The following is a 22,109-nucleotide window of genomic DNA, read 5'->3' as shown; positions in this document are numbered from 1 at the left end:
AGGAGCAGAAATGATCAAGATCATGACGGGATCCCTCCTGGGGGCGAGTATTCTCGCGTTTGGCCTCGCGCAGACGGCCGGTGCCACTGAGCCGACCACGACGGGGCCGCTCGGCGCCGGTATGACAATGTATATGCAGATGGGCGGAAACCCTGGAGACGGCGCGACGCTGCCACGTCAGACCGGGGCTGCGGACGCGGGGCATGCCTTAGGCATCAAGGTGATCGAGCAGTTCTCGGCCTGGAGCCCGGAGACAATGCTTGCGCAGTTTCGCCAGGCGATGGCGGCGCATCCGACGTGCATCGGCATCATGGGCCATCCGGGCGATCCAGCCTTCGCGCCACTGATCAAGCAGGCGGTAGACCAGGGCATCATCGTTACCGTCGGCAACACGCCGCTACCCGAGAACCAGAAACTTTACGACGCGAAGGGCTTCGGCTACGCCGGCGTCGAACTCTACGTCGGCGGGCAGATCACCGCGCAGGCGATGCTCAACGCTGGGATCAAGAAGGGCGACGAGGCGCTGGAATACGGTGTGTTCAACGAGAGTGTGCGCAGTCAGTCTGACCGTGGCCTTGCCGAAACGCTGGAGAAGGCCGGCGTAAAGGTGACGAGGCTCAATATCTCACCTCAGGTGGATTCCGATTCATCGCTCGCCGTGCCGATCCTGGTCGCCTTTATCCAGGCGCACCCTAATCTGAAGGCGATTGGAACTCAGCACGGCGGTGTAACCGGGTTCATTCCGCAGGCGCTCCAGCAGGCTGGCAAGAAGCCGGGGCAAATCATCATTGGTGGCATCGATCTGGCACCGGCCACGATTTCGGGGCTGCAGAGCAAATACATCACCGCGACGCTCGACCAGCAACTTTATCTGCAAGGCTTCCTGCCGGTCACGCAATGCGTGCTCTCGGCTGCTTATCATTTCGCGGGACTGACCATCAACACCGGCGCGGGTGTCCAAACACCTGCGACGATCGACTCGCTCATTCCGTTGATCAAACGCGGAATCCGCTAAGGTCGGATGATGTGAGATGGAATGGCGTGTGCGTTGCCGTCACACACGGATCAGGGTTGGCGTTTGCCGCGACCACCAGCGGGTTTGCCAGCCGGCTTACGTGAACCCGCAACTGGCTTGCTGGCCGGTTTGCTGCGTGGCTTTTGCACGCTGAATGGGCTACCGCTGGACAAGCTTGTGCCTTTACCCGCGGCCACAGCGCGTTGCGCTGCAGGCTTGCGTTTGTTTTCGCCACTTTGCGGGCGCGGTTTTTTGCTGAGCACCTGCATGGCGCCCGGCGCAGCTTGCGGCACTTTGGGCTTCTTAGGCTTTTTGGGTTTCTTGATGATCTGGCCCGTCGCGCCAGTTTGCGGCACGCGGTGTTCGGCTTCAAAACCCGGCTCTTCTTCACGGCGCAGCGTTTGCCGGATCAGCGCTTCAATCGCGGCCAGTTGCGGGGCTTCATCGGCGCACACAAGGGACACCGCCACGCCGCTGGCGCCCGCTCGGCCGGTACGGCCAATACGGTGCACATAGTCTTGCGCCACGATCGGCAGATCAACGTTGATCACCAGCGGCAGATCGTCGATATCCAGCCCGCGCGCAGCCACATCGGTAGCGACCAGCATATGTACTTCGCCCGTCTTGAAGCGCTCCAGCGCACGCAGGCGCGCGGGTTGCGGTTTGTCGCCGTGGATGGTGTCGACCGCATAGCCCGCTTCATCCAGCATGGCCGCCAGGTAATCCACGCCATTGCGGGTTTTGACGAACACCAGCGCGTGCTTCCAGTCGTTCTCAGCCACGAGGTGCATGAAGAGGTCGGGCTTGTTCTTTTTATCCACCGGCACCACCCACTGCTTGATCTTACTGGCCGTGGCATTGGGCGGGCTGACGCTGATATTGACCGGGCCGCGCAGAATGCCCGCCGCCATGGCGCGAATATCATCGGTAAACGTGGCAGAGAACAGCAGGGTCTGGCGCTGAGCGGGCAACGCAGCGAAGACGGCGTTGAGTTCGCGCGCAAAGCCCAGATCCAGCATGCGGTCGGCTTCATCCAGCACCAGCGTTTGTACCTGATCAAACTGCACTGCGTTCTGGCGATGGAGATCTAGCAAACGGCCCGGCGTGGCGACGAGCAGATCCACGCCTTTGCGCAACTTCATCATCTGCGGGTTGATGCTCACACCGCCGTAGGCGGCCAGAAATCGTAAGTCGAGGCCTTTGCCGTAAGCGATAAAGCTTTGCAGCACTTGTTCGGCCAGTTCACGCGTGGGCACCAGCACCAGAACGCGCGCGCGATTGCTGGACACCGCCGGGCCGTGTTGCACCAGCCGTTGCAACAGCGGCAGCGCGAAGCCCGCCGTTTTGCCAGTGCCGGTCTGTGCCGCGGCCATGACGTCCTTGCCACTGAGCACAGCAGGAATCGCCTTGGCCTGCACCGGCGTAGGTGTCTGGTAATTGAGGTCCTGCACATTGCGCAGCAAGGGATCGATCAGGCCAAGCGAGGCAAAAGACATTGGCGTATTCCGGGCTAAAGCCGCAATTCTAGCGGTTACCGCCTGAACCGTCGGTCTCTGGATGGCCCCTGCAAATCCCGCCGAAATGATATATGATGGTCGTCATGAAAAATCCATCCATCACCCGGAAGCCAGCCAGCCGCAAGGAAATCACGCACGAGCGCATCGTCGAGGTCGCCGCACGCGCGATTCGGCGCAGCGGCTACGACGGCACGGGCGTGGCTGACATCATGAAGGAGGCAGGTCTGACGCATGGCGGCTTCTATGCCCATTTCCCGTCGCGCGAGGTGCTGCTTGCCGAAGCCGCTGACCGCGCCGGAGCTGAATCCGTGGCGCTGTCGGAGCGTATCGCCGCGTCCGTGCCGCCGGAACAGGCGTTGCCGGCGATGATGCGCGCCTATCTGTCGAAGCAGCATTGCGAGAGCATCGAGACAGGTTGCCCGATCTCTGCCCTCGGCTCGGAGATGCCGCGCCAGGCGCCGGCCGTACGGCGCGCGGCCACCCGCCGCATCAAGGAGATGATCGATGTCGTTGCGCGCCAATTGCCCGATTGGGGTCAGCCAGGCGCGCACGAACAGGCGCTTTTGATGATCGCCACAATGGTTGGCACGATGGTGATGGCGCGTGCCGTCGACGACCCCAAACTATCGGAGAGTTTTCTTGAAGCGGCATTGAAAAAACTCGCACCGACTGATGCGTAAAAACGCCGGCCCTGTGCCGGTTTTCGTTGGACCGCAAATATGACTGTCATCATATTCGAGTGAAACGAATGCTCAACCACCCACGCAAAGACATCTTGGGAAGAACATCATGCAAACCAAAATAGCGCTCGTGACGGGCGCCTCGTCAGGAATCGGCGAAGCCACGGCAAAGCGGCTTGCGAAGGCCGGATACAAGGTCTACGGCACCAGTCGGCGCGGCCAACGAGCCGGCCAACAGTCGTTCGACATGCTGCCGCTCGATGTGACCAGCGATGCATCCGTTGCAGCCGCCGTCAGCGAAGTGCTGCGCCTGCAGGGCCGCATCGACCTGCTGGTGAACAATGCCGGTTTCGGCGTCGCCCCTGCCGCCGCGGAAGAGAGTTCGATCGACCAGGCACGCACGATCTTCGATACGAACTTCTTCGGGATCATCCGCATGACGCGTGCTGTCGTGCCTCATATGCGGCGACAACGCAGCGGCCGCATCATCAACATCGGTTCCGTGCTCGGTTTTCTGCCAATGCCCTATATGGCGCTGTATTCCGCCACCAAGCACGCGGTGGAAGGTTATTCGGAGTCGCTCGACCATGAGTTGCGTACGCTGGGCATCCGCGTATCGGTCATTGAACCTGCCTACATCAAGACGCCTTTCGACGCGAACTTGATCGCGCCCGACGCCCCTCTCGACGAATACAGCGAGGTGCGCTCGGCCGTGGACAAGCGAGTGAAGGAAGTGGTCGAGGGCGCCGACGGTCCCGAGGTCGTGGCCGAAACCGTACTGCAGGCCGCCATCGCGGCTCGTCCGAAACTCCGCTATACCGCTGGCGGACTCGCCGCCCGTCTGCGATTGCTGCGCAGATTTGCGCCCGCTGGACTGGTGGACGCCGGTATCCGCAAAGATCTGCGGCTGGCAACGTAGACGACGTGACTGTCTCCTCCCTGTTCAAAGGCTCTGCATCCGTGCTATTGCCAGCGAAACAACCAGACTTAACGAGCCACTGACAAGGAACCATGATGCAAGCATTCGTCGTCGATCGATATGGACGCAAGAATGGCTTACGATCCGGCGATATGCCGGCTCCAGAGCCGCGCGAGGACGACGTATTGATCCAGATCCACGCCGCGGGCGTGAACCCGCTCGATGCCAAAATCAGAGACGGAGAGTTCAAGCTCATTTTGCCCTATCGTTTGCCGCTGATTTTGGGCAACGATCTGGCAGGGGTTGTCGTGCGCGTCGGCTCGCGCGTGCGGCGATTCAAGCCGGGCGACGAGGTCTACGCGCGCCCGCACAAGGATCGCATCGGCACTTTCGCGGAATTCATCGCGGTCAAAGAGGATGGCGTGGCCCTCAAGCCGACAGCACTCACGATGGAGGAAGCGGCTTCAATCCCGCTGGTGGGATTGACCGCCTGGCAGGCGCTGATCGAAAAAGGGCAATTGAAGAAAGGGCAGAAAGTGCTGATACATGCCGGCTCGGGCGGTGTCGGCAGCTTCGCCATTCAACTGGCCAAGCATGTGGGCGCGACCGTCGCGACAACAGCGAGCGCGCGGAATCTCGAACTGGTGAAGCAACTCGGCGCGGATATCGTCATCGATTACACGAAAGACGACTTTGCGACCATCCTGAAGGACTACGACCTGGTACTGGATACGCAAGGCGGCAATGCGCTCGAGAAGTCGCTGCGTGTGCTCAAGCCGGGTGGCAAACTCATCGGGATCGCCGGTCCGCCTGATGCCGAATTTGCGAAAGAGATCGGTGCGTCGTGGTTCCTGAAAACGGTGATGCGCTTTCTGAGTTATCGCATCAGGAAGGCCGCGAAACGTCATGACGTCAGCTATACATTTCTCTTTATGCGGGCCAGCGGAGAACAGCTCAGCCGGATTGCCGCACTGATCGACGCGCGAGCGATACGACCCGTCATCGATCGGGTCTTTCCGTTTGAGTCGACCCAGGAGGCTTTGGCTTATGTCGAAACCGGACGTACCAAGGGTAAGGTTGTCATCAAGATCCGATAGTCAGCGTGAAGCAGGGCAAATGGCAAAAGAGGCGCGATCGAAAAGATCGCGCCTCTTTTTTCAGCGGACCCCGATCGCCATCACGTCAATCGATCGCCCTACCCGCGGTCTCTCGCATGAACGGCAACGGCAGCAACGACACGACGCTGCAACCGATCAGATACCACGCCGGCGCGAGATTGCTGCCCGAAATCTGGATCAGCCAGGTCGCGAAAAACTGCGCGAAGCCGCCGAAGACCGACACGCCGAGGCAGTACACGATCGACATGCCGGTCGCGCGGATCGCGCGCGGAAACAGCTCGGGCAGCATCACGATATTGGGCACCGCGGTGAACGTGACGAGCAGCGCGAGGCCCGCGACCACCGCAAGCAGCACCGGCACCGTCGGCGACGCGTTGATCGTCATGAAGGCCGGGTAGACGGCGAGAATCAGCAGCACGCGCGATACCCACAGCACGCGCTTGCGGCCGACCCGATCCGACAGCGCGCCCGCGAACGGCGAGCAGATCACCGTGACCACTGCGCCGGTCCACGCGGCCCACAGCGCGGTCGCCATCGGCAGATGCAGGATGCGGATCGCGTACGTCGACAGGTAGAACAGCACGATGTAGTTCGCCGCGGTGCCGCCGATCGTCGTCAGCACGCCGGTTGTGATCGAGCGCGCGTGGTCGCGAAACAGGTCGCGCACAGGTAGCGACGGAACTTGCGCAGCGGGCTTCGCAACGGTATTCGAAGCAGTCTGCGCAACAGCGCCGCCAGACGCTGCCGTGCCATCTTCAATACCCGGCAGCGTCTCGTCGAGATGCCGCCGGATATAGATGCCAATCGGCCCCATCGCCATGCCGATCACGAACGGCACGCGCCAGCCCCAGCTTTCGAGCGCGGCCGGCGACAGCGTCGCGGCCAGGGCAACGCCGAGCAGCGAGCCCACCACCGTGTTCATCCCTTGGCTCACGAACTGCCAGCTGCCGTAGAAGCCGCGCGTGCGATCGCTGCCGTATTCGAGCAGCAGCGCCGTCGATGCGCCCACCTCGCCGCCCAGCGCGAAACCCTGGATCAGCCGCGCGAGAATCACGAGCAGCGGCGCCGCGACGCCGATCGCCGCATAAGTCGGCGCGAACGCGATGATCGCGGAACCGAGCGTCATCAGCCACAGCGTCAGGCTCATCGCGGCCTTGCGTCCGGCGCGGTCCGCGTAGCCCCCCAGCACGATGCCGCCCACCGGCCGCATGATGAAGCCGACGCCGAACGTGCCGACCGCGAGCATCAGCTGCGCGAGCTGACCTTCGACCGGGAAATACAGCTTGCCGATGATCGTCGCGAAGAAGCTGTAGATCGTGAAGTCGAAAAACTCGAGGCCGTTGCCGAGCGTGATCGCGGCGATCGCCTTCGCGTGGCCGACGCGCTTTTGAGGTTCATCGGCGAGGCGCTGCGCATCGAGCGCATCGAGCGCATCGAGCGCATTGGCGCTCGCGGACCGCGGTGTGGCTGAATAGTCCATCTGTGTCTCCGTCATTATCTTGTGGCTGCTACGGCAAGGCGCTCGCGCACCGCCGCCGCGTCAAACGAGGAACGTCTGCGCGAGCTTGGTCCAGTAGGCCGCGCCGGTCGCGAGGCAAGCGTCGTTGAAGTCGTAGCCGGGGTTGTGGACCATGCAGCCGCCCTCGCCGTCGCCATTGCCGATGATCAGATAGCTGCCCGCGCAGCGTTCGAGCAGGAACGCGAAGTCCTCGCTGCCGGTCAGCGGTTGCATGTCGTGAATCAGCCCGTCGACGCCCAGCCAGTCGAGCGCGACCTGGCGCGCGAGCGCGGTCATGGCCGCATCGTTGACGAGCACCGGGTAGCGGCGCTGATAGTCGACCTCGGCACGCGCGCCGAACACGGCCGCCTGCCCGGTCGCGACCTCGGTGATGCGCTGCTGCAGATGGTCACGCACCTCGGGCCGCAGCGCGCGCACCGACAGGCGCATCTCGGCGGTTTCGGGGATCACGTTCGGCGCTTCGCCCGCGTGAATCGCGCCGACCGTGATGATCGCCATATCGAGCGGCGCGATGTTGCGCGACACGATCGACTGCAGCGCGAGCACGATCTGCGCGCACACGACGACCGGATCGACCGCCTTGTGCGGCACCGCGCCATGGCCGCCGCGGCCGATCACCTTGATGATCACCGTATCCGACGACGCCATGAACGACCCCGGCATGAAGCCCAGCTTGGCCGTAGGAAAGCCCGGCATGTTGTGCATCGCGAACACGGCGTCGCAGGGAAACTGTTCGAACAGGCCGTCGTCGAGCATTTTCTTCGCGCCGGCGAGCCCTTCCTCGGCCGGCTGGAAGATCAGATTCAGCGTGCCGTCGAAGCTTTTTTCGCGCGCCAGATGCCTGGCGGCGGCGAGCAGCATCGCCGTATGGCCGTCGTGACCGCATGCGTGCATCTTGCCGGGCAGCTTGCTCGCGTACGGCAGGCCAGTGGTTTCGTGGATCGGCAGCGCGTCCATGTCGGCGCGCAGGCCGAGCCGGCGGGTGCCGTGGCCGAGCTTCAGTTGCCCGACCACGCCGGTCTGCCCCAAGCCGCGATGGACGCTGTAGCCCCACTCCCGCAGGCGGTCGGCGACCAGATCGCCGGTTGCGAACTCCTCGTAGGCCAGCTCCGGATGCGCGTGGATGCTGCGTCGCAGCGCGATCATTTCCTGTTCGACTTCGGCGATGCCCGCCGGAATGACCATCGTGTTCATACCATCTCCTGTCGATCGGACCTGGCGCTTCAGCGCTTAGTCCGATCCCATGCAACTGGTTGCGCCCCTGTCAGCGTGAACCCAGCATAGCGGCGCCGATATTCGGGCGGCAGGCGTAGAATCGTTGCGGTGCCAACCCTTGGTTGCCCCCGTCACGCCTCTCATTCGAATGAAACTGCATCAGCTCAATACCTTGGCGGCGATCGCCGATACCGGAAGTATCCGGGCGGCCGCCCGCTCGCTGGGGCTTTCCCCGGCCGCCGTGACCAAGGCGATGCGCGAGCTCGAAGCCGATCTGCACGCGCCGCTCGTCGTGCGCAGCGCGAGCGGTGTCGCGTTCACCGAGTTCGGGCGCGCGCTCGTCGTGCATGCGCGGCTCGTGCTCGGCCAGTTGCAGCGCGCGCAAGCCGAGATCGAGGGGTTGCGCGGAGCCGCCGCCGGCAAGCTGTCGATCGGCGTCACGCCGTGGGTCGCGCTGACTTTTCTGCCGCCCGCCGTGCGGCGCTTTCGCGAGCGGATGCCGGAGGTGCAACTGGAATTTTTCGAAGGCCTGCTCGCGGTCGTGCAGCCGCGTCTGCGCGACGGCAGCCTCGATTTTTCGATCGGCCGGCCGCCGCCCGCGTCGCCGCAGTCGGAGTTTCAGAACGCGCCGCTCTTTTCGACGCACGCGGCGGTGGTCGCGCGGCGCGACCATCCGAAGGCCGGTTGCCGCACGCTGCTCGACCTTCAAGACGCCGAATGGATACTGAACTGGGACCCGGCGAGCCGCGAGTCGATGTCGAACAATCTGTTCGTCAAGCGCGGCATGCCGGTGCCGCACACGATCGTGCTCGCGCATTCGCTCGCGATCGTGCTCGGCTTGCTCGCGCACACGGATATGGTCAGCGTCTTTCCGTGGCCGCTCGTCGAGGTGATACGCGCGAAGGAAAACCTGTGGGCGCTGCCGCTGCGTGAAACGCTGGACGAAACCATCGTCAGCATCACGTCGCGGCGTGGCGCGCCCACGAGCCCGGCGGCCGCCTGCTTTCTCGACTGCCTGCGCGAGACGATCGACGAAGGCGCGCGCTCGCAGGACCCGGAACAGCGCCGCCTGTTTCATTCGATCGAGCTGTTGCTATAGCAGCTGCCGCATTTCTGCATGCGGCACCGCCGCGTAGTCAATCGAGAAACTCGCCGGCCCGCTTTCTGAGCATCGCGCTGAAATCGTCGAGCCAGCCGATCGACAGACGCCAGCTCTGCCAGTACAGATCGACGTCGATATGCTTGCCCGGCGCGATCTCGACCAGTTCGCCGCGCTGCAAATGCCCGGCGATCATCCGCTCGGGACACATGCCCCAGCCGAGGCTCATCACGCACGCGCGCAAAAAACCGGCGACGTGCGGAATCCAGTGCAGCGGCGGATCGAGCTCCGCGCGCGTAATGCGCCGCATGAAGCGCTTTTGCAGCTGATCCTTTGGATTGAAGTCGACGCACGGCGTGCGCCGCAGGCTGTCGCGCGTGACGCCGTCGGCGAAATAGCGCGCGAAAAACGCCGGCGAGCACACCGCCAGGTATCGCATGCGGCCGAGGCGCGTCGAGCGACAGCCCTGCACCGGTTCGGCCTGCGTCGTGATCGCGCCCTGCACGCTGCCGTCGCGAATGCGCTGCGCGGTGTAGTCCTGGTCGTCGATCACGAGGTCGAGCAGCATTTCGCGTTCGACGCAGAACGGCGCGACCGCGTCGACGAACCAGGTGCCGACGCTGTCGTCGTTGACCGCGACGCGCAGTGCCGGCCACTGCTCGACGAGCGCGCCGGGCAGTGCCGGCATGCGGCCGTTCAGCTCCGCTTCGAGCAGTTGCACGCGTTCGGTATGGCGGCATAGCAGCGCGCCCGAGGTGGTCGCGACGCACGGCTGCCCGCGCTTCACGAGCACGCTGCCGACGCGCTCCTCGAGCAGCTTGACCCGCTGCGACACCGCGGACGGCGTGATATTGAGCTCGCTCGCGGCACGGTCGAACGAGCCGTGACGGACCACGGCGGCCAGCGCGTCGAGCAAGGCGTAGTCGAGCATTAGCGTTCCTTAATCGGCATTAAGCAAATTAGCTTCTCTTATGAGATGCCAACCCGCAGACTAGCGCTGTTGGATTTTCCCGTCTATCCCCGCTGCTTTCCTTTTTCCGGACCATTTATGAACTGGTTGTCTTTTTCCCATGGCGCGGCGCTGTGCGCGTCGCTGATCGTTACGATCGGCGCGCAGAACGCGTTCGTGCTGCGGCAGGGCATCATGCGCTCGCATGTCGGCAAGATCGTGCTGTTGTGTACGTTGTCCGATTTCATTCTGATCGGCGCGGGCGTCGGCGGCGCCGCGGTGCTGATGGAGCGTTTCCCGCGCTTCGTGCACGCGATGCTCTATGTTGGGCTCGCGTATCTCGCCTGGTTCGGCATCAGCGCGCTGCGCCGCGCGGTGCGGCCCGGACACGCGGTGCTCGATGGCTCGGCCGGCGCATCCCGCGATCAGGCGCCGCCTGCGCAACGCGCGCTGCCGATCATCCTGATGACGCTTGCGTTCACATGGCTCAACCCGCACGTCTATCTGGACACGTTTCTGTTGATCGGCACGGCCGGCGCGCGTGAACCGGAAGGCGCGCGGGTCGCCTTCGCGCTCGGCGCGATGACGGTCAGCGCGGTGTGGTTCGTCGCGCTCGGCTATGGCGCTCGCATGCTCGCGCCGCTGTTTCGCCGCGCAACTGCGTGGCGCGTGCTGGATGGCGCGATCGGCAGCATGGTGTTGCTGCTCGCGTTCACGCAATTGCGTTGAGCGTTCGACGCGTGCCTGATTTCAGCGCCGATTCTTGCGGCTCGCCTCGCGCGGCGGGCGCATCGGCTTCGTCGCGCGGCACGAGGTTCATCAGCCGCGCGAGCACCGGACACTTCAGCAGCGACTGCTGGTCAGCCTCCTTCGCCTGGGCATCGAAATAGCGCCCCGTCTCGACCTCCGGCAGACGCGGCGCGAGGCCGCCGATGTCGTCGACGGGCCAGCCGCCGCGCGCGGCGGACCGCTGCGCTTGGCGGGCGGCGCTCGTCGGCTATCTGATCGTGAATCGCTGGAACGTCGGCGGCAATCAAGCGATGGCACATCTATTGCTGAAATCCGCTCGCCGGCATCTCACCCGTGAAGCCGCGTGACGTACGCAACGGGGCGCCGTTCAAACGTCATTTCAACAATCCACCGGTGGAGGCACCATGCTTCGATACGCTGTGATTTTCTTCATCATCGCCATCATCGCCGCGGTGTTCGGCTTTGGAGGCATTGCCGCGGGCGCAACCGAAATCGCCAAGGTGTTGTTCTTCATCTTCCTGGTGATCTTCCTCGTCACCCTGCTGATGGGCGTGATCCGACGCTGACGGCTGCATACAGCGTTCGGTGAATTCACGCCTCGCCCGATGCGAACTGGCCACGCTGCGTGGGTACCGCGTTGAGGATTGCGCGGCCGCTGTCGCCGTTGCAATACTTGCCGCAGCATATTGCAATAGTTGCCGAAGCATCGGGCGCTTCAATTCTGCTTTCCTTCCGCTTCTTTTCTCCGTATGCCAGAGGCGTATGCGGCATCGCTTCAGGCCGCATACGCGATCTGCGGCGTCATGGAACGCGATCAGTAACGGGCCGATGCCGCGCCCCTGCCATGCGGGATCGACCGCGAACTGACGCAGGCTCGCGACATCGCCATGCCGGTATAGCTCGCACGATGCTTCGCCATCCGAAGCATAAAGCGTCATCGTGCCGACGATGTGTCCTTCATACACCGAGACATGGCAATCGCCGCGCAGCACACGGCCGCGGGTCATCTCGATGGTCTGATCCACGCACGTGCAATTGAGCCCCTGCGCGCCGAGCGGCGCAAACGCGCGACACACACAGCGGACCGGAACGGATTGCGGATGGCTTGCGCGACGCTTCACGTTGAGCACCTCGTACTGACTGGATGCCCGAAGTGTAGGGTTGGCCCTGTCGTTCACGAGATGTTTTCAGCCTCGTACAGACGACGGCCCGCCGCATCCTTGCTGCCGAGGATGGGCTGAAAGTCGATCGGCCACTGGATGCCGATGTCGGGATCGGACCACAGCAGGCAGCGCTCGAGTTCGGGGAACCAGTACTCGGTGGTCTTCCACATGCATTCGGCGACATCGGACAGCACGACGAAGCCGTGCGCGAAACCGGGCGGCACCCAGATCTGCCGATGGTTGGCTTCGCTCAGATACTCGCCGCTCCATTTGCCGAAGTTCGGTGAGTTCAGGCGCACGTCGACCGAGACGTCGAAGATCTCACCGCGCACGACGCGCAGCAGCCGCCCTTGGGGACGCTGCACCTGGTAGTGCAAGCCGCGCAGCACGCCATGCACGGCGCGCAGATGGCGGTCCTGCACGAAGTTGAAACCTTGCGCGACGTCGTCCGAAAACTCGTCCGCGCTGAAACTCTCGAAGCAGAAGCCGAACTCGTCGATGAACACTTCCGGCTCGATGAGTTTCACCTCCGGCAATGCCGTCGCCATGACCCTGTTGCCCATCGCCACTGTGCTCGTAAAAAGGCTGGCCAGCGAACATACGGCCGCTCTCGCGACCGCGTCCGACAGACGAGGCGCGCCCGCAACGCGGGCGCCCTATCGCATGCTAAAGATACATGCTACGCCTCACTGGCCGCCCGGCTGCGGGCGCGATACTCGGTTGGTGACAAAGCCATACGCTTGCGGAAAATTTTCGCGAGACGATCGCCGTTGCCGGTGCCGCTGCGACGCGCGATCTTGTCGACCGGCAATTCGGTCTCGGTCAGGAAGTTGCACGCGATACGCAGCCGCACCTGCAGCAGGTAGTCCGACGGCGTGATCTGCATCTCGTGCTTGAAACGGCGCAGGAAATTGCGCTCGCTCATTGCGGCGACCTGCGCGGCATCGGCGACCGAGACCGGACGGTCGCAGTTGGCCTCCATCCAGCGCGCGGCCGCGCGAATCTTTTCGGCGACGCTCAGCGTGCCGCCCTCGGCCGGCAGCGGCACCCACGTCGCAGCCATGCCTGGCATCACGCGATCGGCGACGCTGCGCGCAAGCTCGGCGCCCAGGTCGCGCTTGATGAACATCAGCGCGCTGCGGGCGCAGTCGTGACGGTCGTTGGCCGCGCTGAACGCGCCTTCGCTCGCGCTCGCGCCCGGATAGCGGCTCATCAGGCCGTCATGCTCGGTCGGGCCGGCCGCTTCGAGCACGAGGCGCCCCTCGCCGATCGTTTCGATCGCGCGTGTGCGCGATTGCACGGCGCGCAGCCAGTTCAGCAGGCGTTCGTCGCGCGCGGCCACGTGGGCGCCGTAGCCGCCAGCGATGAACAGCACGTCGAAACCGCCGCCAAAGCGCGTGTCGATGTGGTCAGTCCAGATGCGCGCCGACGACGAACTGGCGACATTGCCGCCGTCCATCGACAGGAACTGCACTTCGTAGGGCGGATCTTCGCCCGCTCGCGTGCCCGCGAACTCATTGGCGGTCTGGAACATTTCCACGACGGTACCGGGGCCGAGCAGCCAGAAGCCGTCGAACAGCAGAATGCCGATTCGCCGCGCTGCAGTACGGACGTTCAAAGCGGGCGTGTGTAGCCACGTAATTCTCGTTGTATCAAGGTGCATGTGCGGCATGATCTTCCCCAAACGGTCATACGTTGCGGACCCCGATTTGCCCCGCCATCAGACGGAACGAGAGAATGCGTTATTACGGCGAAAAAACAGACACACGCCGCATAAAGGATTAAGCGTGATGTTAGCGGAATGGATCGCTATAGTAAATTTGAAAAACGAGTTTCATCAGGACAGCCCATGTCTGAGGAAAAGCGGTTATTGAGCGATTGATATGAGCGCGCGACACGCCGGGCAACTATGCAAGCCGCGCGAAGAGCTTGAGGAGATCTTACCGCAAAGCCTTGATGGACGGCACTCTCGCGCATTCGGACAAAGTTGCCGATAATGCGAAGCCCGGCCATTGCGCGTTACCGAGTACGCTTCTTGCGCGGTTCAAAAATGTTTCAATTGTGAACTGCTTATCGGCCTATTATGTCCCGGCAATTCGGTGGTTTATTCGCAAAGCGTAAATTTATTGCCCGCGGCATTAGGCATTTCCGTGGCATTCGCTCCGCACCACAAATTAATATCCAAATGCTGATTTATCAGGGGATCTAAAAATGTTTCTATTTTGAAACATCGCTGGCCTCTTTCGTATGATTTAAACGCGCGCATGCGCCGCATTGATCGAACTTCGGATGATTGGATGCAGCGCAGCAATCATGTGTGGCGGACACGCGACGAGGCGCCGGCCGTTGCAACCTGCGAAGTTGCAACGGCCGCGCCACCGCTCGTCACCGTGCCTCAGCCATTCGTCCCTTCGCCGGCCAGCGTCGACGTAGCGGCCGTGCGCGCGAGCACCGGCCGCAGAGCCGCGCCCGTGTGACTCGCGGCCACGCGCGACAGGCTTTCCGGATCCGTTGCTGCAACGATCGTACCGCCGCCCACGCCGCCCTCCGGACCGAGGTCGATGATCCAGTCCGCCTCGGCGATCACGTCGAGATCGTGCTCGATGACGACGACGCTATGCCCGCCATCCACGAGCCGGTGCAGCACGCGAATCAGCTTCGCGACGTCCGCCATGTGCAGGCCGACCGTTGGCTCGTCGAGCACGTACAGCGTGTGCGGCGGCTTCTGGCCACGCCGCGTGATGTCGTCGCGCACCTTGCTCAGCTCGGTGACGAGCTTGATGCGCTGCGCCTCGCCGCCCGACAGCGTCGGCGATGGCTGGCCGAGCGTCAGATAGCCGAGCCCGACGTCTTTCATCAGTTGCAGCGGATGCCCGATGTTCGTAATCGACGCGAAGAACTCGACCGCTTCGTCGATTTCCATGGTCAGCACGTCGCCGATGTTCTTGCCGCGCCACGTGACCGCGAGTGTCTCCGGATTGAAGCGCTGGCCGTGGCAGACGTCGCACGGCACCTTCACGTCGGGCAGGAAGCTCATGCCGATCGTGCGCACGCCCTGGCCCTCGCATGCGGGGCAGCGGCCCTCGCCCGTGTTGAACGAGAAACGCGACGCGGTATAGCCGCGCGCGCGCGCCTCCAGCGTGCCCGCGAACAGCTTGCGGATCGCATCCCACACGCCGATGTAGGTGGCGGGACACGAACGCGGCGTCTTGCCGATCGGCGTCTGATCGACTTCCAGCACGCGGTCGATGCTCTCCCAGCCGGTGACCGAATCGCAGCCCTGCCATATGTGCGTGACGTTCAGCGGCGCGCGCGGCGCCGAGCGCGCGAGCACGCTCGAACGCCGGTTCGCGGCCGGCTTCTCCTGGGCGGCCGCACGCGCGCGGCGCGTGGCCGGCGACGACAGCACCGAGCGCCCGACCGCATCGAGCAGATTGGTCATCAGCACGTCGCGCGCGAGCGTCGATTTGCCGGAGCCGCTGACGCCCGTCACCGCGACAAGTCGCGCGAGCGGAATGCCGACCGTCACGTCGCGCAGGTTATGCAGCTTGCCGCCATGCACGGTCAGCCAGTTCTCCGGCACCGCTGCCGCACGCTTGCCCGGCGCGACGACCTCGCGGCGCGGCTGCAGCGGATGCACGATCGGCTGCGCGAGGAAACGCCCGGTCAGCGAATCGGGCTGCGCGGACAGGTCCGCGACGCTGCCCTGCGCGATCAGCGTGCCGCCGCGCTTGCCCGCGCCCGGCCCGATATCGATGATGTGATCCGCGCGCCGGATCGTATCTTCGTCATGCTCGACGACGACGAGCGTATTGCCCTTGTCGCCGAGCTTGCGCAGCGCGTTCAGCAGAATCTGGTTGTCGCGCGGATGCAGACCGATGGTCGGCTCGTCGAGCACGTAACACACGCCCTGCAGATTGCTGCCGAGCTGCGCGGCGAGCCGGATGCGCTGCGCTTCGCCGCCCGACAAACTCGGCGCCGCGCGATCGAGGCTCAGATAGCCGAGCCCGACTTCTTCGAGGAACTGCAGCCGGCTGCCGATTTCGCTGACCACGTCGCGCGCGATTTCGGCGTCGCGGCCCGTCATCCGCAGCGTATCGATCCACGCGCGCGTGTCGGACACGGTCCATTGCGCGACGTCGACGATCGCCTGCGAGTCGAACGTGACCGCGCGCGCGACCGGATTCAGACGCGTGCCCGCGCAATCCGGACACGGCTCGTCGACGAGTCCTTCCGGTTCCTGCTCCTCCGAGGGCAGGCTCTGCTCGCGACCGCGATTGTCGTCGTCGACGATCGTGTCGTCGTACGCGGCCCGCTGCTCCCGCGTCAGCGACAGCCCCGTGCCGACGCAGCTCGTGCACCAGCCATGCTTGCTGTTGTACGAGAACATGCGCGGATCGAGCTCGGGGTAGCTCGTGCCGCACACCGGACACGCGCGCTTCGTCGACAGCACCTTCACGTCGCCGAGCTTCGCGGTGGACTCGCCGCCGTTGAGCGCGTCGTGCAGACCGTCGAGCGGCGCGAGCAGATGCATGATGCCTTTACCGATGTCGAGCGTCTGATCGAGCGCTTCGCGCAGCTCCGCTTCGTGATCGGCCGAGATGACGAGGTCAGCGACCGGCAGCTCGATCGTGTGCTCGCGGAAACGGTCGAGCTTCGGCCACGGATCGACCGGCACGAATTCGCCGTCCACACGCAGATGCGTATTGCCGCGCGCTTTTGCCCATTTCGCGAGGTCCGTATAGACGCCCTTGCGGTTTACGACGAGCGGCGCGAGGAAGCCGACGTGCTGGCCCTTGTGATCGCGCAGCAACTGCGCCGCGATCGATTCGGCGCTTTGCGACGTGACCGGCGTGCCGTCGTGAATGCAGTGCTGCAAGCCGAGCTTCACGTACAGCAGACGCAGGAAGTGCCACACCTCCGAGGTCGTGGCGACGGTACTCTTGCGACCGCCGCGCGAGAGCCGCTGCTCGATCGCGACGGTCGGTGGAATGCCGTACACCGCGTCGACTTCGGGCCGTCCGGCTGGCTGCACGATCGAGCGCGCGTACGCGTTCAACGATTCGAGGTAGCGCCGCTGACCTTCGTGGAACAGGATGTCGAACGCGAGCGTCGATTTGCCCGAGCCCGACACGCCGGTGATCACGTTGAACTTGCCGTGCGGAATGTCGACGTCGAGCGCCTTCAGGTTATGCTCGCGCGCGTTGACGATGCGCACCACGTCCTCGCCTTCGATCGCGCGACGTGCGCGGGCCGCGCTCAGGGCCTTCTGCAGCGGGATGCCCTGGGGCTCCGCCGCGGTTGCGGTGTCCATCGCGCGGTCGTATTGCAGCAACGCCTCGCCAGTATGCGATTCGGCGCACGCTTTCACTTCGTCCGGCGTGCCCGCGCACAACACGCGGCCACCGCCGTCGCCGCCTTCGGGACCGAGGTCGATGATCCAGTCGGCCGCGCGGATCACGTCGAGATTGTGCTCGATCACGATCAGCGAATGACCGCTCGCGAGCAGCTTGCCGAACGCCTGCATCAGCTTCGCGATGTCGTCGAAATGCAGACCCGTGGTCGGTTCGTCAAACATGAACAGACGCTTCGCGATCACCTGCTTCGCGCCGCGTGCGCCGCGCGCCTGTGCCGACTCCGCGAGAAAGCCCGCGAGCTTGAGCCGCTGCGCCTCGCCGCCGGACAGCGTCGGCACGGGCTGGCCGAGCTTCACGTATTCGAGCCCGACGTCGACGATCGGCTGCAGCACGCGCAATACTTCGGCGTCCTGCGCGAAGTACGCGGCAGCCTCGCTGACGGTCAGTTCGAGCACGTCGGCAATGCTCAACCCGCGCGCCGGCTGGTCGCGCTCGATCTTCACCTCCAGCATTTCCGCGCGATAACGGCGCCCGTCGCAATCGGGGCAGCGCAGGTACACGTCGGAGAGGAACTGCATTTCGATGTGCTCGAAGCCCGAGCCGCCACAGGTCGGGCAGCGGCCGTCGCCCGAATTGAAGCTGAACATGCCGGGGCCGTAGCCGCGCTGTTGCGCGAGCGGTGCCTTCGCGAACAGCTTGCGGATTTCGTCGAACGCGCCGACGTAGCTGGCCGGATTCGAGCGTGCGGTCTTGCCGATCGGCGACTGGTCGACGAACACGACGTCGGTGACCTGGTCCGCGCCGTTCAGCGCCTTGAACGCGCCCGGCGCTTCGGTGGCGAGCCCGAAGTGGCGCGCCATCGCCGGATACAGCACGTCCTGCAGCAGCGTCGATTTGCCGGAACCCGACACGCCGGTCACGCAGACGAGCCGCTGCAATGGAATTTCGACCGTGACGTCGCGCAGATTGTGCTCGCTCGCGCCTTCGAGCACGATGCGCGGCGTGCTCGCGTCGACCGCGCGACGCGACCAGTGCGCGGCATCCGCGACATGGCGCCGGCCGCCGAGGTACTCGCCGGTCAGCGTGCCGGTCGAGCGAATCGCCTCGGGCGCGCCGTCGAAAATGATCGAGCCGCCGCGCTCGCCCGGTCCCGGACCCATGTCGATGAGCCGGTCCGCCGCGAGCATCACCGACGGATCATGCTCGACCACGACCAGCGTATTGCCCGCGTCGCGCAGCCGGTGCATCGCTTCGACGATGCGGTTCAGGTCGCGCGGGTGCAGGCCGATGCTCGGCTCGTCGAGCACGAACAGCGTCTTGGTCAGCGACGTGCCGAGCGCGGTGGTCAGGTTGATACGCTGCACCTCGCCGCCCGACAGCGTGCGGCTTTGCCTGTCGAGCGTCAGATAGCCGAGACCGACGTCGCATAGATACTTGAGGCGCGTGCGCACTTCGGCGAGCAGCAGCTTCAGCGCGTCGTCGAGCAACGCGCTCGGCAGCGCGATGTCGTCGAAGAAGCGGCGGATGCGCTCGATCGGCATCAGCATGAGATCGTGCACGGTCAGGCCCGGCAACGCCTCGAGCTGCGCGCGCGACCACTTCACGCCGCGCGGCATGAAGCGCTGCGCGGGCGCGAGCACGTCGTTCGCATTGGCCTTGCTGCCGAGGCGCCACAGCAGCGATTCGGTTTTCAGACGCGCGCCGCCGCAGGTTTCGCACGGCGTGTAGCTGCGGTATTTCGACAGCAGCACGCGGATATGCATCTTGTACGCCTTCGATTCGAGATAGTCGAAGAAGCGTTTGACGCCGTACCAATGCGTCTGCCACTTGCCGTTCCAGTCCGGCGAGCCGTTGACGACCCAGTTGCGTTCGCGCTCGCTGAGCTCGCCCCACGGCGTGTCGCGGCGGATGTCGGCTTTCGCCGCGTAGCGCATCAGGTCGTCCTGGCACTCCTTCCACGCGGGCGTCTGCATCGGCTTGACCGCACCTTCGCGCAGCGTCTTGCGCGCGTCGGGGATCACGAGACCGAGGTCGACGCCGATCACGCGGCCAAAACCGCGGCAGGCATCGCAAGCGCCATAGGCCGAGTTGAACGAGAACAGCGCGGGCTGCGGGTCGGCATAGCGCAGATCGCTTTCGGGGCTGTGCAAGCCGGTGGAGAAACGCCAGATGCGCGGCTCGGCGGCTTCGGCCTGCGGCTCGTCCGAGGTAGCCGGCAGCACGTAAATATTGACGCGCCCGCCGCCGCGCTTCAGCGATGCCTCGATCGCCTCGATCGCGCGTGCTTTATCCACCGAGCGCAGCCGGAAGCGGTCGGCGACGACGTCGAGCAGCTTGCGCTTGCCGGTCGGCGAATCGACTTCGCGCTGCGCCTGCACGCGCGTATAGCCGCTCGCCGACAACCACTGCTCGACCTCCTGCGCGGACGCCGACTCCGGCAGCTCGACCGGGAACGTGACGACGAGCCGCGGCTCCTCCTGCGCGGTGCGCTCGAGCAGTTCCGCGTAGATCGTCTCCGGCGTGTCGTGCCGCACCAGATACGCGCTCTGGCGGTCGAACAGCTCGGCCGCGCGCGCGTACAGCAGCTTCAGGTGATCGTTGAGCTCGGTCATCGTGCCGACCGTGGAGCGCGAGCTGCGCACCGGGTTGGTCTGGTCGATCGCGATGGCGGGCGGCACGCCGTCGACGCGGTCGACCTGCGGCCGATCCATCCGGTCGAGGAACTGGCGCGCGTACGCGCTGAAGGTTTCGACGTAGCGGCGCTGACCTTCCGCATACAGCGTGTCGAACACGAGGCTCGACTTGCCCGAGCCGGACGGCCCCGTGACGACCGTCATTTCGCCGGTGCGCACGTCGAGGTCGACGTTTTTCAGGTTGTGCTGGCGGGCGCCGCGAATGCGGATCGTGCCCTGGATCTTGTTGCCGCTCGGGTTGCCGCCTTGGGGAGTGTCAGCGAGGGTGTCAAGGGTTGCGTCGTTGGAGGACAATTTTTCCGACCGTCTGAAGGAGTGGGTCACCTCTCACGGCCGGCTCTCGCGACCGCGCAAGTTCGGTGCAGCCGGGTCGGCGCGAGGAGCGCCCGGAAGCCTGGCTGTAGGGGGATACTATACTGTATGTTTATACAGTTTTCCATGGCGGGCTCGGGCGCGCCTTGACCTCTGGATCGGCGGCGAGGCGCAAACGGCTGCGCCGCGGTCACGCCACCCGACTAGCCCAGCGCGCTTTCAACCCGCGAGCGCCCGGCCGCATCCGGCGTCGCGCAACCCGCCGGTGTGCCACGCGCGACACCGTCGCCAAGCGCATACGCAACGCAGCGCCTCGCCAGCACGTCGGTCGGATCGACCAGCCGCACCACGCGCCCGCCCGGACACGCGAGCACCGGCTCACGCAACAGCAACGGCAACTCGGTGCACGCGAGCACGATCACCTGCACGCCCTGCGCGAGCAGATCGTCGACGGCCGCCGCGAGGTCGTCGCAACAGTCGCCCGACGTGTGCCCCGCCTTCACGCCGCGCGGGCCGTAGATCGCGTTCATCAGACGCGCTTGCGCAGTGGCGGACGGCGCGATCTGCACCAGGCCGCGCGCGTCGAGCGCCTGTTCGTAGACGCGGCTCGCGAGCGTACCCGAGGTGGCCAGCACGCCCACTTCGCGCAGACCCGGAAAGGTCTCGCGCAGATAATCGGCGGTACAGCTCAGCATATTGACGATCGGCACGCGCAGCGCCGGCTGGAGCCGCTCGACGAACGCATGCGCGGTATTGCACGGAATCGCGATCAGATCCGCGCCGCCGTCCTCGAGCGTCTTGCAGGCCGCGTACAGCGCGAGGGTGGGATCGTCGCCGCGCTCGAGCAGCGCCGCGGTGCGGTCGGGGATCTGCGGATTCTGCTCGACCATGATCCGGATATGGTCCTGGTCGCGCGCGGCCGGCGTGTTGCGCACGACCTTGGCCATGAAATCGACGGTCGCGGCCGGCCCGATGCCGCCGACCACGCCGAGGCGGAACGCCCGCTCCGGCTGCGTGTACTGCGCCGCCGCGACATAGCGCGCATACACCTGGTTCGTATCGACGAGCGGCACCTCGATGCGCCCGAGCGCGCGCAGCACGAGGCCGATCTCCGCGAGCCCCGGCACGATCACGTCGACGCCCTGCGCGACCAGATCCGCGCACGCCGCGCGCAACAGCTCGACGGGCCGCCCGTGCAGGCGCCCATCGCGGATGCCCCCGACACCGAAGACGGCGCTCGTCACGCCGTCGAAACCGGTGTCGTTGCGCGGATAGCACACGTCGAAGTGCCCGGCTTCGAAGTAGCGCTCGAACAGGCCGTTCGCGCGAATCGCCGCCGACGTCAGCACGCCGATTCGGCGCGCCGACGGATAGGTGCGCCGCACGTGCGCGGACAGCGCGGTCATGATGTTGGCGACCGGCACGCTGACGTTGGCCGCGAGTTCGTCGATGAAGGTATGGCTCAGAAAGCATGGCAGCACGATCGCGTCGACGCCGCGTTTTTCGAACGCGCGCATCGTGTCGAACACGTGGATCTTGAACTGCGGGTCCGTCGCCTCGGGCGCGGCGGGCCCCTGCCACGCGCGCGGTTCGAAAATCAGATCGAAGGGGCGCGCGGCGCCTGGCCGGCGCGACGCCATGCTCATCCGGCTGAGGATGTCGGCACTGGCGAACTGCGCCGCGCCCGTCGCCACACCCAGCGAACGAAAACGATTCATGATCAGATCCCCCGGTCGTTCTGTGCGTCCACCCTCGATCACGGGCGGCTTTCTGCGCTCTTGAAAATGACATTATGCGAGGCGC

The 22,109-nt window shown here is 64.9% G+C and carries 16 protein-coding genes and 1 pseudogene; 8 read left to right on the top strand and 9 right to left on the bottom strand.

Features of this window, described 5'->3' with window-relative positions; translation table 11 throughout:
* The first annotated feature begins 10 nt into the window (after nt 1-10).
* Nucleotides 11-1,015: a substrate-binding domain-containing protein gene (locus tag OKW26_RS39590; protein ID WP_184070111.1), complete on the top strand. Its 1,005-nt coding sequence runs from the start codon at nt 11-13 to the stop codon at nt 1,013-1,015.
* A 50-nt stretch (nt 1,016-1,065) separates the two neighbouring features.
* Here the strand turns inward: OKW26_RS39590 and OKW26_RS39585 are convergent, their stop codons facing one another.
* On the bottom strand, nt 1,066-2,511 hold the full coding sequence (locus tag OKW26_RS39585) for a DEAD/DEAH box helicase (RefSeq protein ID WP_429356939.1): 1,446 nt from the start codon (nt 2,509-2,511) through the stop codon (nt 1,066-1,068).
* Nucleotides 2,512-2,603: 92 nt separating this feature from the next.
* Here OKW26_RS39585 and OKW26_RS39580 point away from each other — a divergent pair, with 92 nt between their 5' ends.
* The 3 genes from OKW26_RS39580 to OKW26_RS39570 all read left to right on the top strand — a co-directional run bounded on the left by OKW26_RS39580 (nt 2,604) and on the right by OKW26_RS39570 (nt 5,228).
* Nucleotides 2,604-3,212 carry a TetR/AcrR family transcriptional regulator gene (locus OKW26_RS39580; protein ID WP_429356938.1) on the top strand — a complete coding sequence of 203 codons (609 nt, stop codon included), beginning with the start codon at nt 2,604-2,606 and terminating at the stop codon, nt 3,210-3,212.
* Between the two features lie 109 nt (nt 3,213-3,321).
* Entirely contained in the window at nt 3,322-4,131 is an 810-nt protein-coding gene (locus tag OKW26_RS39575) for an oxidoreductase (protein WP_429356937.1), read from the top strand.
* 95 nt (nt 4,132-4,226) lie between these two features.
* Nucleotides 4,227-5,228, top strand: a complete 1,002-nt coding sequence (locus OKW26_RS39570; RefSeq protein ID WP_429356936.1) for an NADP-dependent oxidoreductase — start codon at nt 4,227-4,229, stop codon at nt 5,226-5,228.
* Between the two features lie 85 nt (nt 5,229-5,313).
* On the opposite strand, the gene OKW26_RS39565 is transcribed toward OKW26_RS39570, so the two are convergent.
* Both OKW26_RS39565 and OKW26_RS39560 read right to left on the bottom strand, forming a co-directional pair.
* On the bottom strand, nt 5,314-6,729 hold the full coding sequence (locus OKW26_RS39565) for an MFS transporter (protein WP_429356935.1): 1,416 nt from the start codon (nt 6,727-6,729) through the stop codon (nt 5,314-5,316).
* Between the two features lie 60 nt (nt 6,730-6,789).
* Nucleotides 6,790-7,962: a M20 aminoacylase family protein gene (locus OKW26_RS39560; protein WP_184062123.1), complete on the bottom strand. Its 1,173-nt coding sequence runs from the start codon at nt 7,960-7,962 to the stop codon at nt 6,790-6,792.
* Nucleotides 7,963-8,131: 169 nt separating this feature from the next.
* Between OKW26_RS39560 and OKW26_RS39555 the strand changes: the two genes are divergently transcribed.
* The gene (locus OKW26_RS39555; protein ID WP_429356934.1) at nt 8,132-9,082 is read left to right on the top strand and encodes a LysR substrate-binding domain-containing protein; all 951 of its coding nucleotides are present in this window, start codon (nt 8,132-8,134) and stop codon (nt 9,080-9,082) included.
* 37 nt (nt 9,083-9,119) lie between these two features.
* On the opposite strand, the gene OKW26_RS39550 is transcribed toward OKW26_RS39555, so the two are convergent.
* The gene (locus OKW26_RS39550) at nt 9,120-10,013 is read right to left on the bottom strand and encodes a LysR family transcriptional regulator ArgP (protein ID WP_187611980.1); all 894 of its coding nucleotides are present in this window, start codon (nt 10,011-10,013) and stop codon (nt 9,120-9,122) included.
* A gap of 117 nt (nt 10,014-10,130) precedes the next feature.
* On the opposite strand from OKW26_RS39550, the gene OKW26_RS39545 reads away from it, so the two are divergent.
* The 3 genes from OKW26_RS39545 to OKW26_RS39535 all read left to right on the top strand — a co-directional run bounded on the left by OKW26_RS39545 (nt 10,131) and on the right by OKW26_RS39535 (nt 11,347).
* Complete coding sequence (locus tag OKW26_RS39545; RefSeq protein ID WP_018418582.1) at nt 10,131-10,760, top strand: LysE/ArgO family amino acid transporter; 630 nt, start codon at nt 10,131-10,133, stop codon at nt 10,758-10,760.
* 203 nt (nt 10,761-10,963) lie between these two features.
* On the top strand, nt 10,964-11,128 hold the full coding sequence (locus OKW26_RS39540; RefSeq protein WP_184062126.1) for a hypothetical protein: 165 nt from the start codon (nt 10,964-10,966) through the stop codon (nt 11,126-11,128).
* Between the two features lie 57 nt (nt 11,129-11,185).
* On the top strand, nt 11,186-11,347 hold the full coding sequence (locus tag OKW26_RS39535; RefSeq protein WP_013089029.1) for a DUF1328 domain-containing protein: 162 nt from the start codon (nt 11,186-11,188) through the stop codon (nt 11,345-11,347).
* Nucleotides 11,348-11,563: 216 nt separating this feature from the next.
* On the opposite strand, the pseudogene OKW26_RS39530 reads toward OKW26_RS39535, so the two are convergent.
* The 5 genes and pseudogenes from OKW26_RS39530 to OKW26_RS39510 form a co-directional block, all read right to left on the bottom strand.
* Nucleotides 11,564-11,911, bottom strand: a pseudogene (locus OKW26_RS39530) (GNAT family N-acetyltransferase); the annotation flags it as partial.
* Between the two features lie 44 nt (nt 11,912-11,955).
* A complete protein-coding gene (gene rfbC, locus OKW26_RS39525; RefSeq protein WP_090803902.1) occupies nt 11,956-12,507 on the bottom strand; it encodes a dTDP-4-dehydrorhamnose 3,5-epimerase in 552 nt (183 codons plus the stop codon).
* Nucleotides 12,508-12,623: 116 nt separating this feature from the next.
* Nucleotides 12,624-13,616, bottom strand: coding sequence for a GlxA family transcriptional regulator (locus OKW26_RS39520; RefSeq protein ID WP_090803900.1), 993 nt, complete (start codon nt 13,614-13,616; stop codon nt 12,624-12,626).
* A 723-nt stretch (nt 13,617-14,339) separates the two neighbouring features.
* Nucleotides 14,340-20,288, bottom strand: a complete 5,949-nt coding sequence (gene uvrA, locus OKW26_RS39515; protein WP_429356933.1) for an excinuclease ABC subunit UvrA — start codon at nt 20,286-20,288, stop codon at nt 14,340-14,342.
* 221 nt (nt 20,289-20,509) lie between these two features.
* Nucleotides 20,510-22,024, bottom strand: coding sequence for an amino acid racemase (locus OKW26_RS39510; RefSeq protein ID WP_429356932.1), 1,515 nt, complete (start codon nt 22,022-22,024; stop codon nt 20,510-20,512).
* Nucleotides 22,025-22,109: the final 85 nt, after the last annotated feature.

Source organism: Paraburkholderia sp. 32, from assembly GCF_050435345.1.
Classification (GTDB): domain Bacteria; phylum Pseudomonadota; class Gammaproteobacteria; order Burkholderiales; family Burkholderiaceae; genus Paraburkholderia; species Paraburkholderia tuberum.
The sequence above is the reverse complement of the archived record's forward strand: the minus strand, read 5'-3'. Positions and strand labels throughout refer to the sequence as shown.

Excerpts from the sequence above, each read along its gene's own strand:
- OKW26_RS39590 (WP_184070111.1), top strand. The coding sequence starts at position 11 with ATGATCAAGATCATGACGGGATCCCTCCTGGGGGCGAGTATTCTCGCG.
- OKW26_RS39585 (WP_429356939.1), bottom strand. The coding sequence starts at position 2,511 with ATGTCTTTTGCCTCGCTTGGCCTGATCGATCCCTTGCTGCGCAATGTG.
- OKW26_RS39580 (WP_429356938.1), top strand. The coding sequence starts at position 2,604 with ATGATGGTCGTCATGAAAAATCCATCCATCACCCGGAAGCCAGCCAGC.
- OKW26_RS39575 (WP_429356937.1), top strand. The coding sequence starts at position 3,322 with ATGCAAACCAAAATAGCGCTCGTGACGGGCGCCTCGTCAGGAATCGGC.
- OKW26_RS39570 (WP_429356936.1), top strand. The coding sequence starts at position 4,227 with ATGCAAGCATTCGTCGTCGATCGATATGGACGCAAGAATGGCTTACGA.
- OKW26_RS39565 (WP_429356935.1), bottom strand. The coding sequence starts at position 6,729 with ATGGACTATTCAGCCACACCGCGGTCCGCGAGCGCCAATGCGCTCGAT.
- OKW26_RS39560 (WP_184062123.1), bottom strand. The coding sequence starts at position 7,962 with ATGAACACGATGGTCATTCCGGCGGGCATCGCCGAAGTCGAACAGGAA.
- OKW26_RS39555 (WP_429356934.1), top strand. The coding sequence starts at position 8,132 with ATGAAACTGCATCAGCTCAATACCTTGGCGGCGATCGCCGATACCGGA.
- OKW26_RS39550 (WP_187611980.1), bottom strand. The coding sequence starts at position 10,013 with ATGCTCGACTACGCCTTGCTCGACGCGCTGGCCGCCGTGGTCCGTCAC.
- OKW26_RS39545 (WP_018418582.1), top strand. The coding sequence starts at position 10,131 with ATGAACTGGTTGTCTTTTTCCCATGGCGCGGCGCTGTGCGCGTCGCTG.
- OKW26_RS39540 (WP_184062126.1), top strand. The coding sequence starts at position 10,964 with ATGTCGTCGACGGGCCAGCCGCCGCGCGCGGCGGACCGCTGCGCTTGG.
- OKW26_RS39535 (WP_013089029.1), top strand. The coding sequence starts at position 11,186 with ATGCTTCGATACGCTGTGATTTTCTTCATCATCGCCATCATCGCCGCG.
- rfbC (WP_090803902.1), bottom strand. The coding sequence starts at position 12,507 with ATGGGCAACAGGGTCATGGCGACGGCATTGCCGGAGGTGAAACTCATC.
- OKW26_RS39520 (WP_090803900.1), bottom strand. The coding sequence starts at position 13,616 with ATGCCGCACATGCACCTTGATACAACGAGAATTACGTGGCTACACACG.
- OKW26_RS39510 (WP_429356932.1), bottom strand. The coding sequence starts at position 22,024 with ATGAATCGTTTTCGTTCGCTGGGTGTGGCGACGGGCGCGGCGCAGTTC.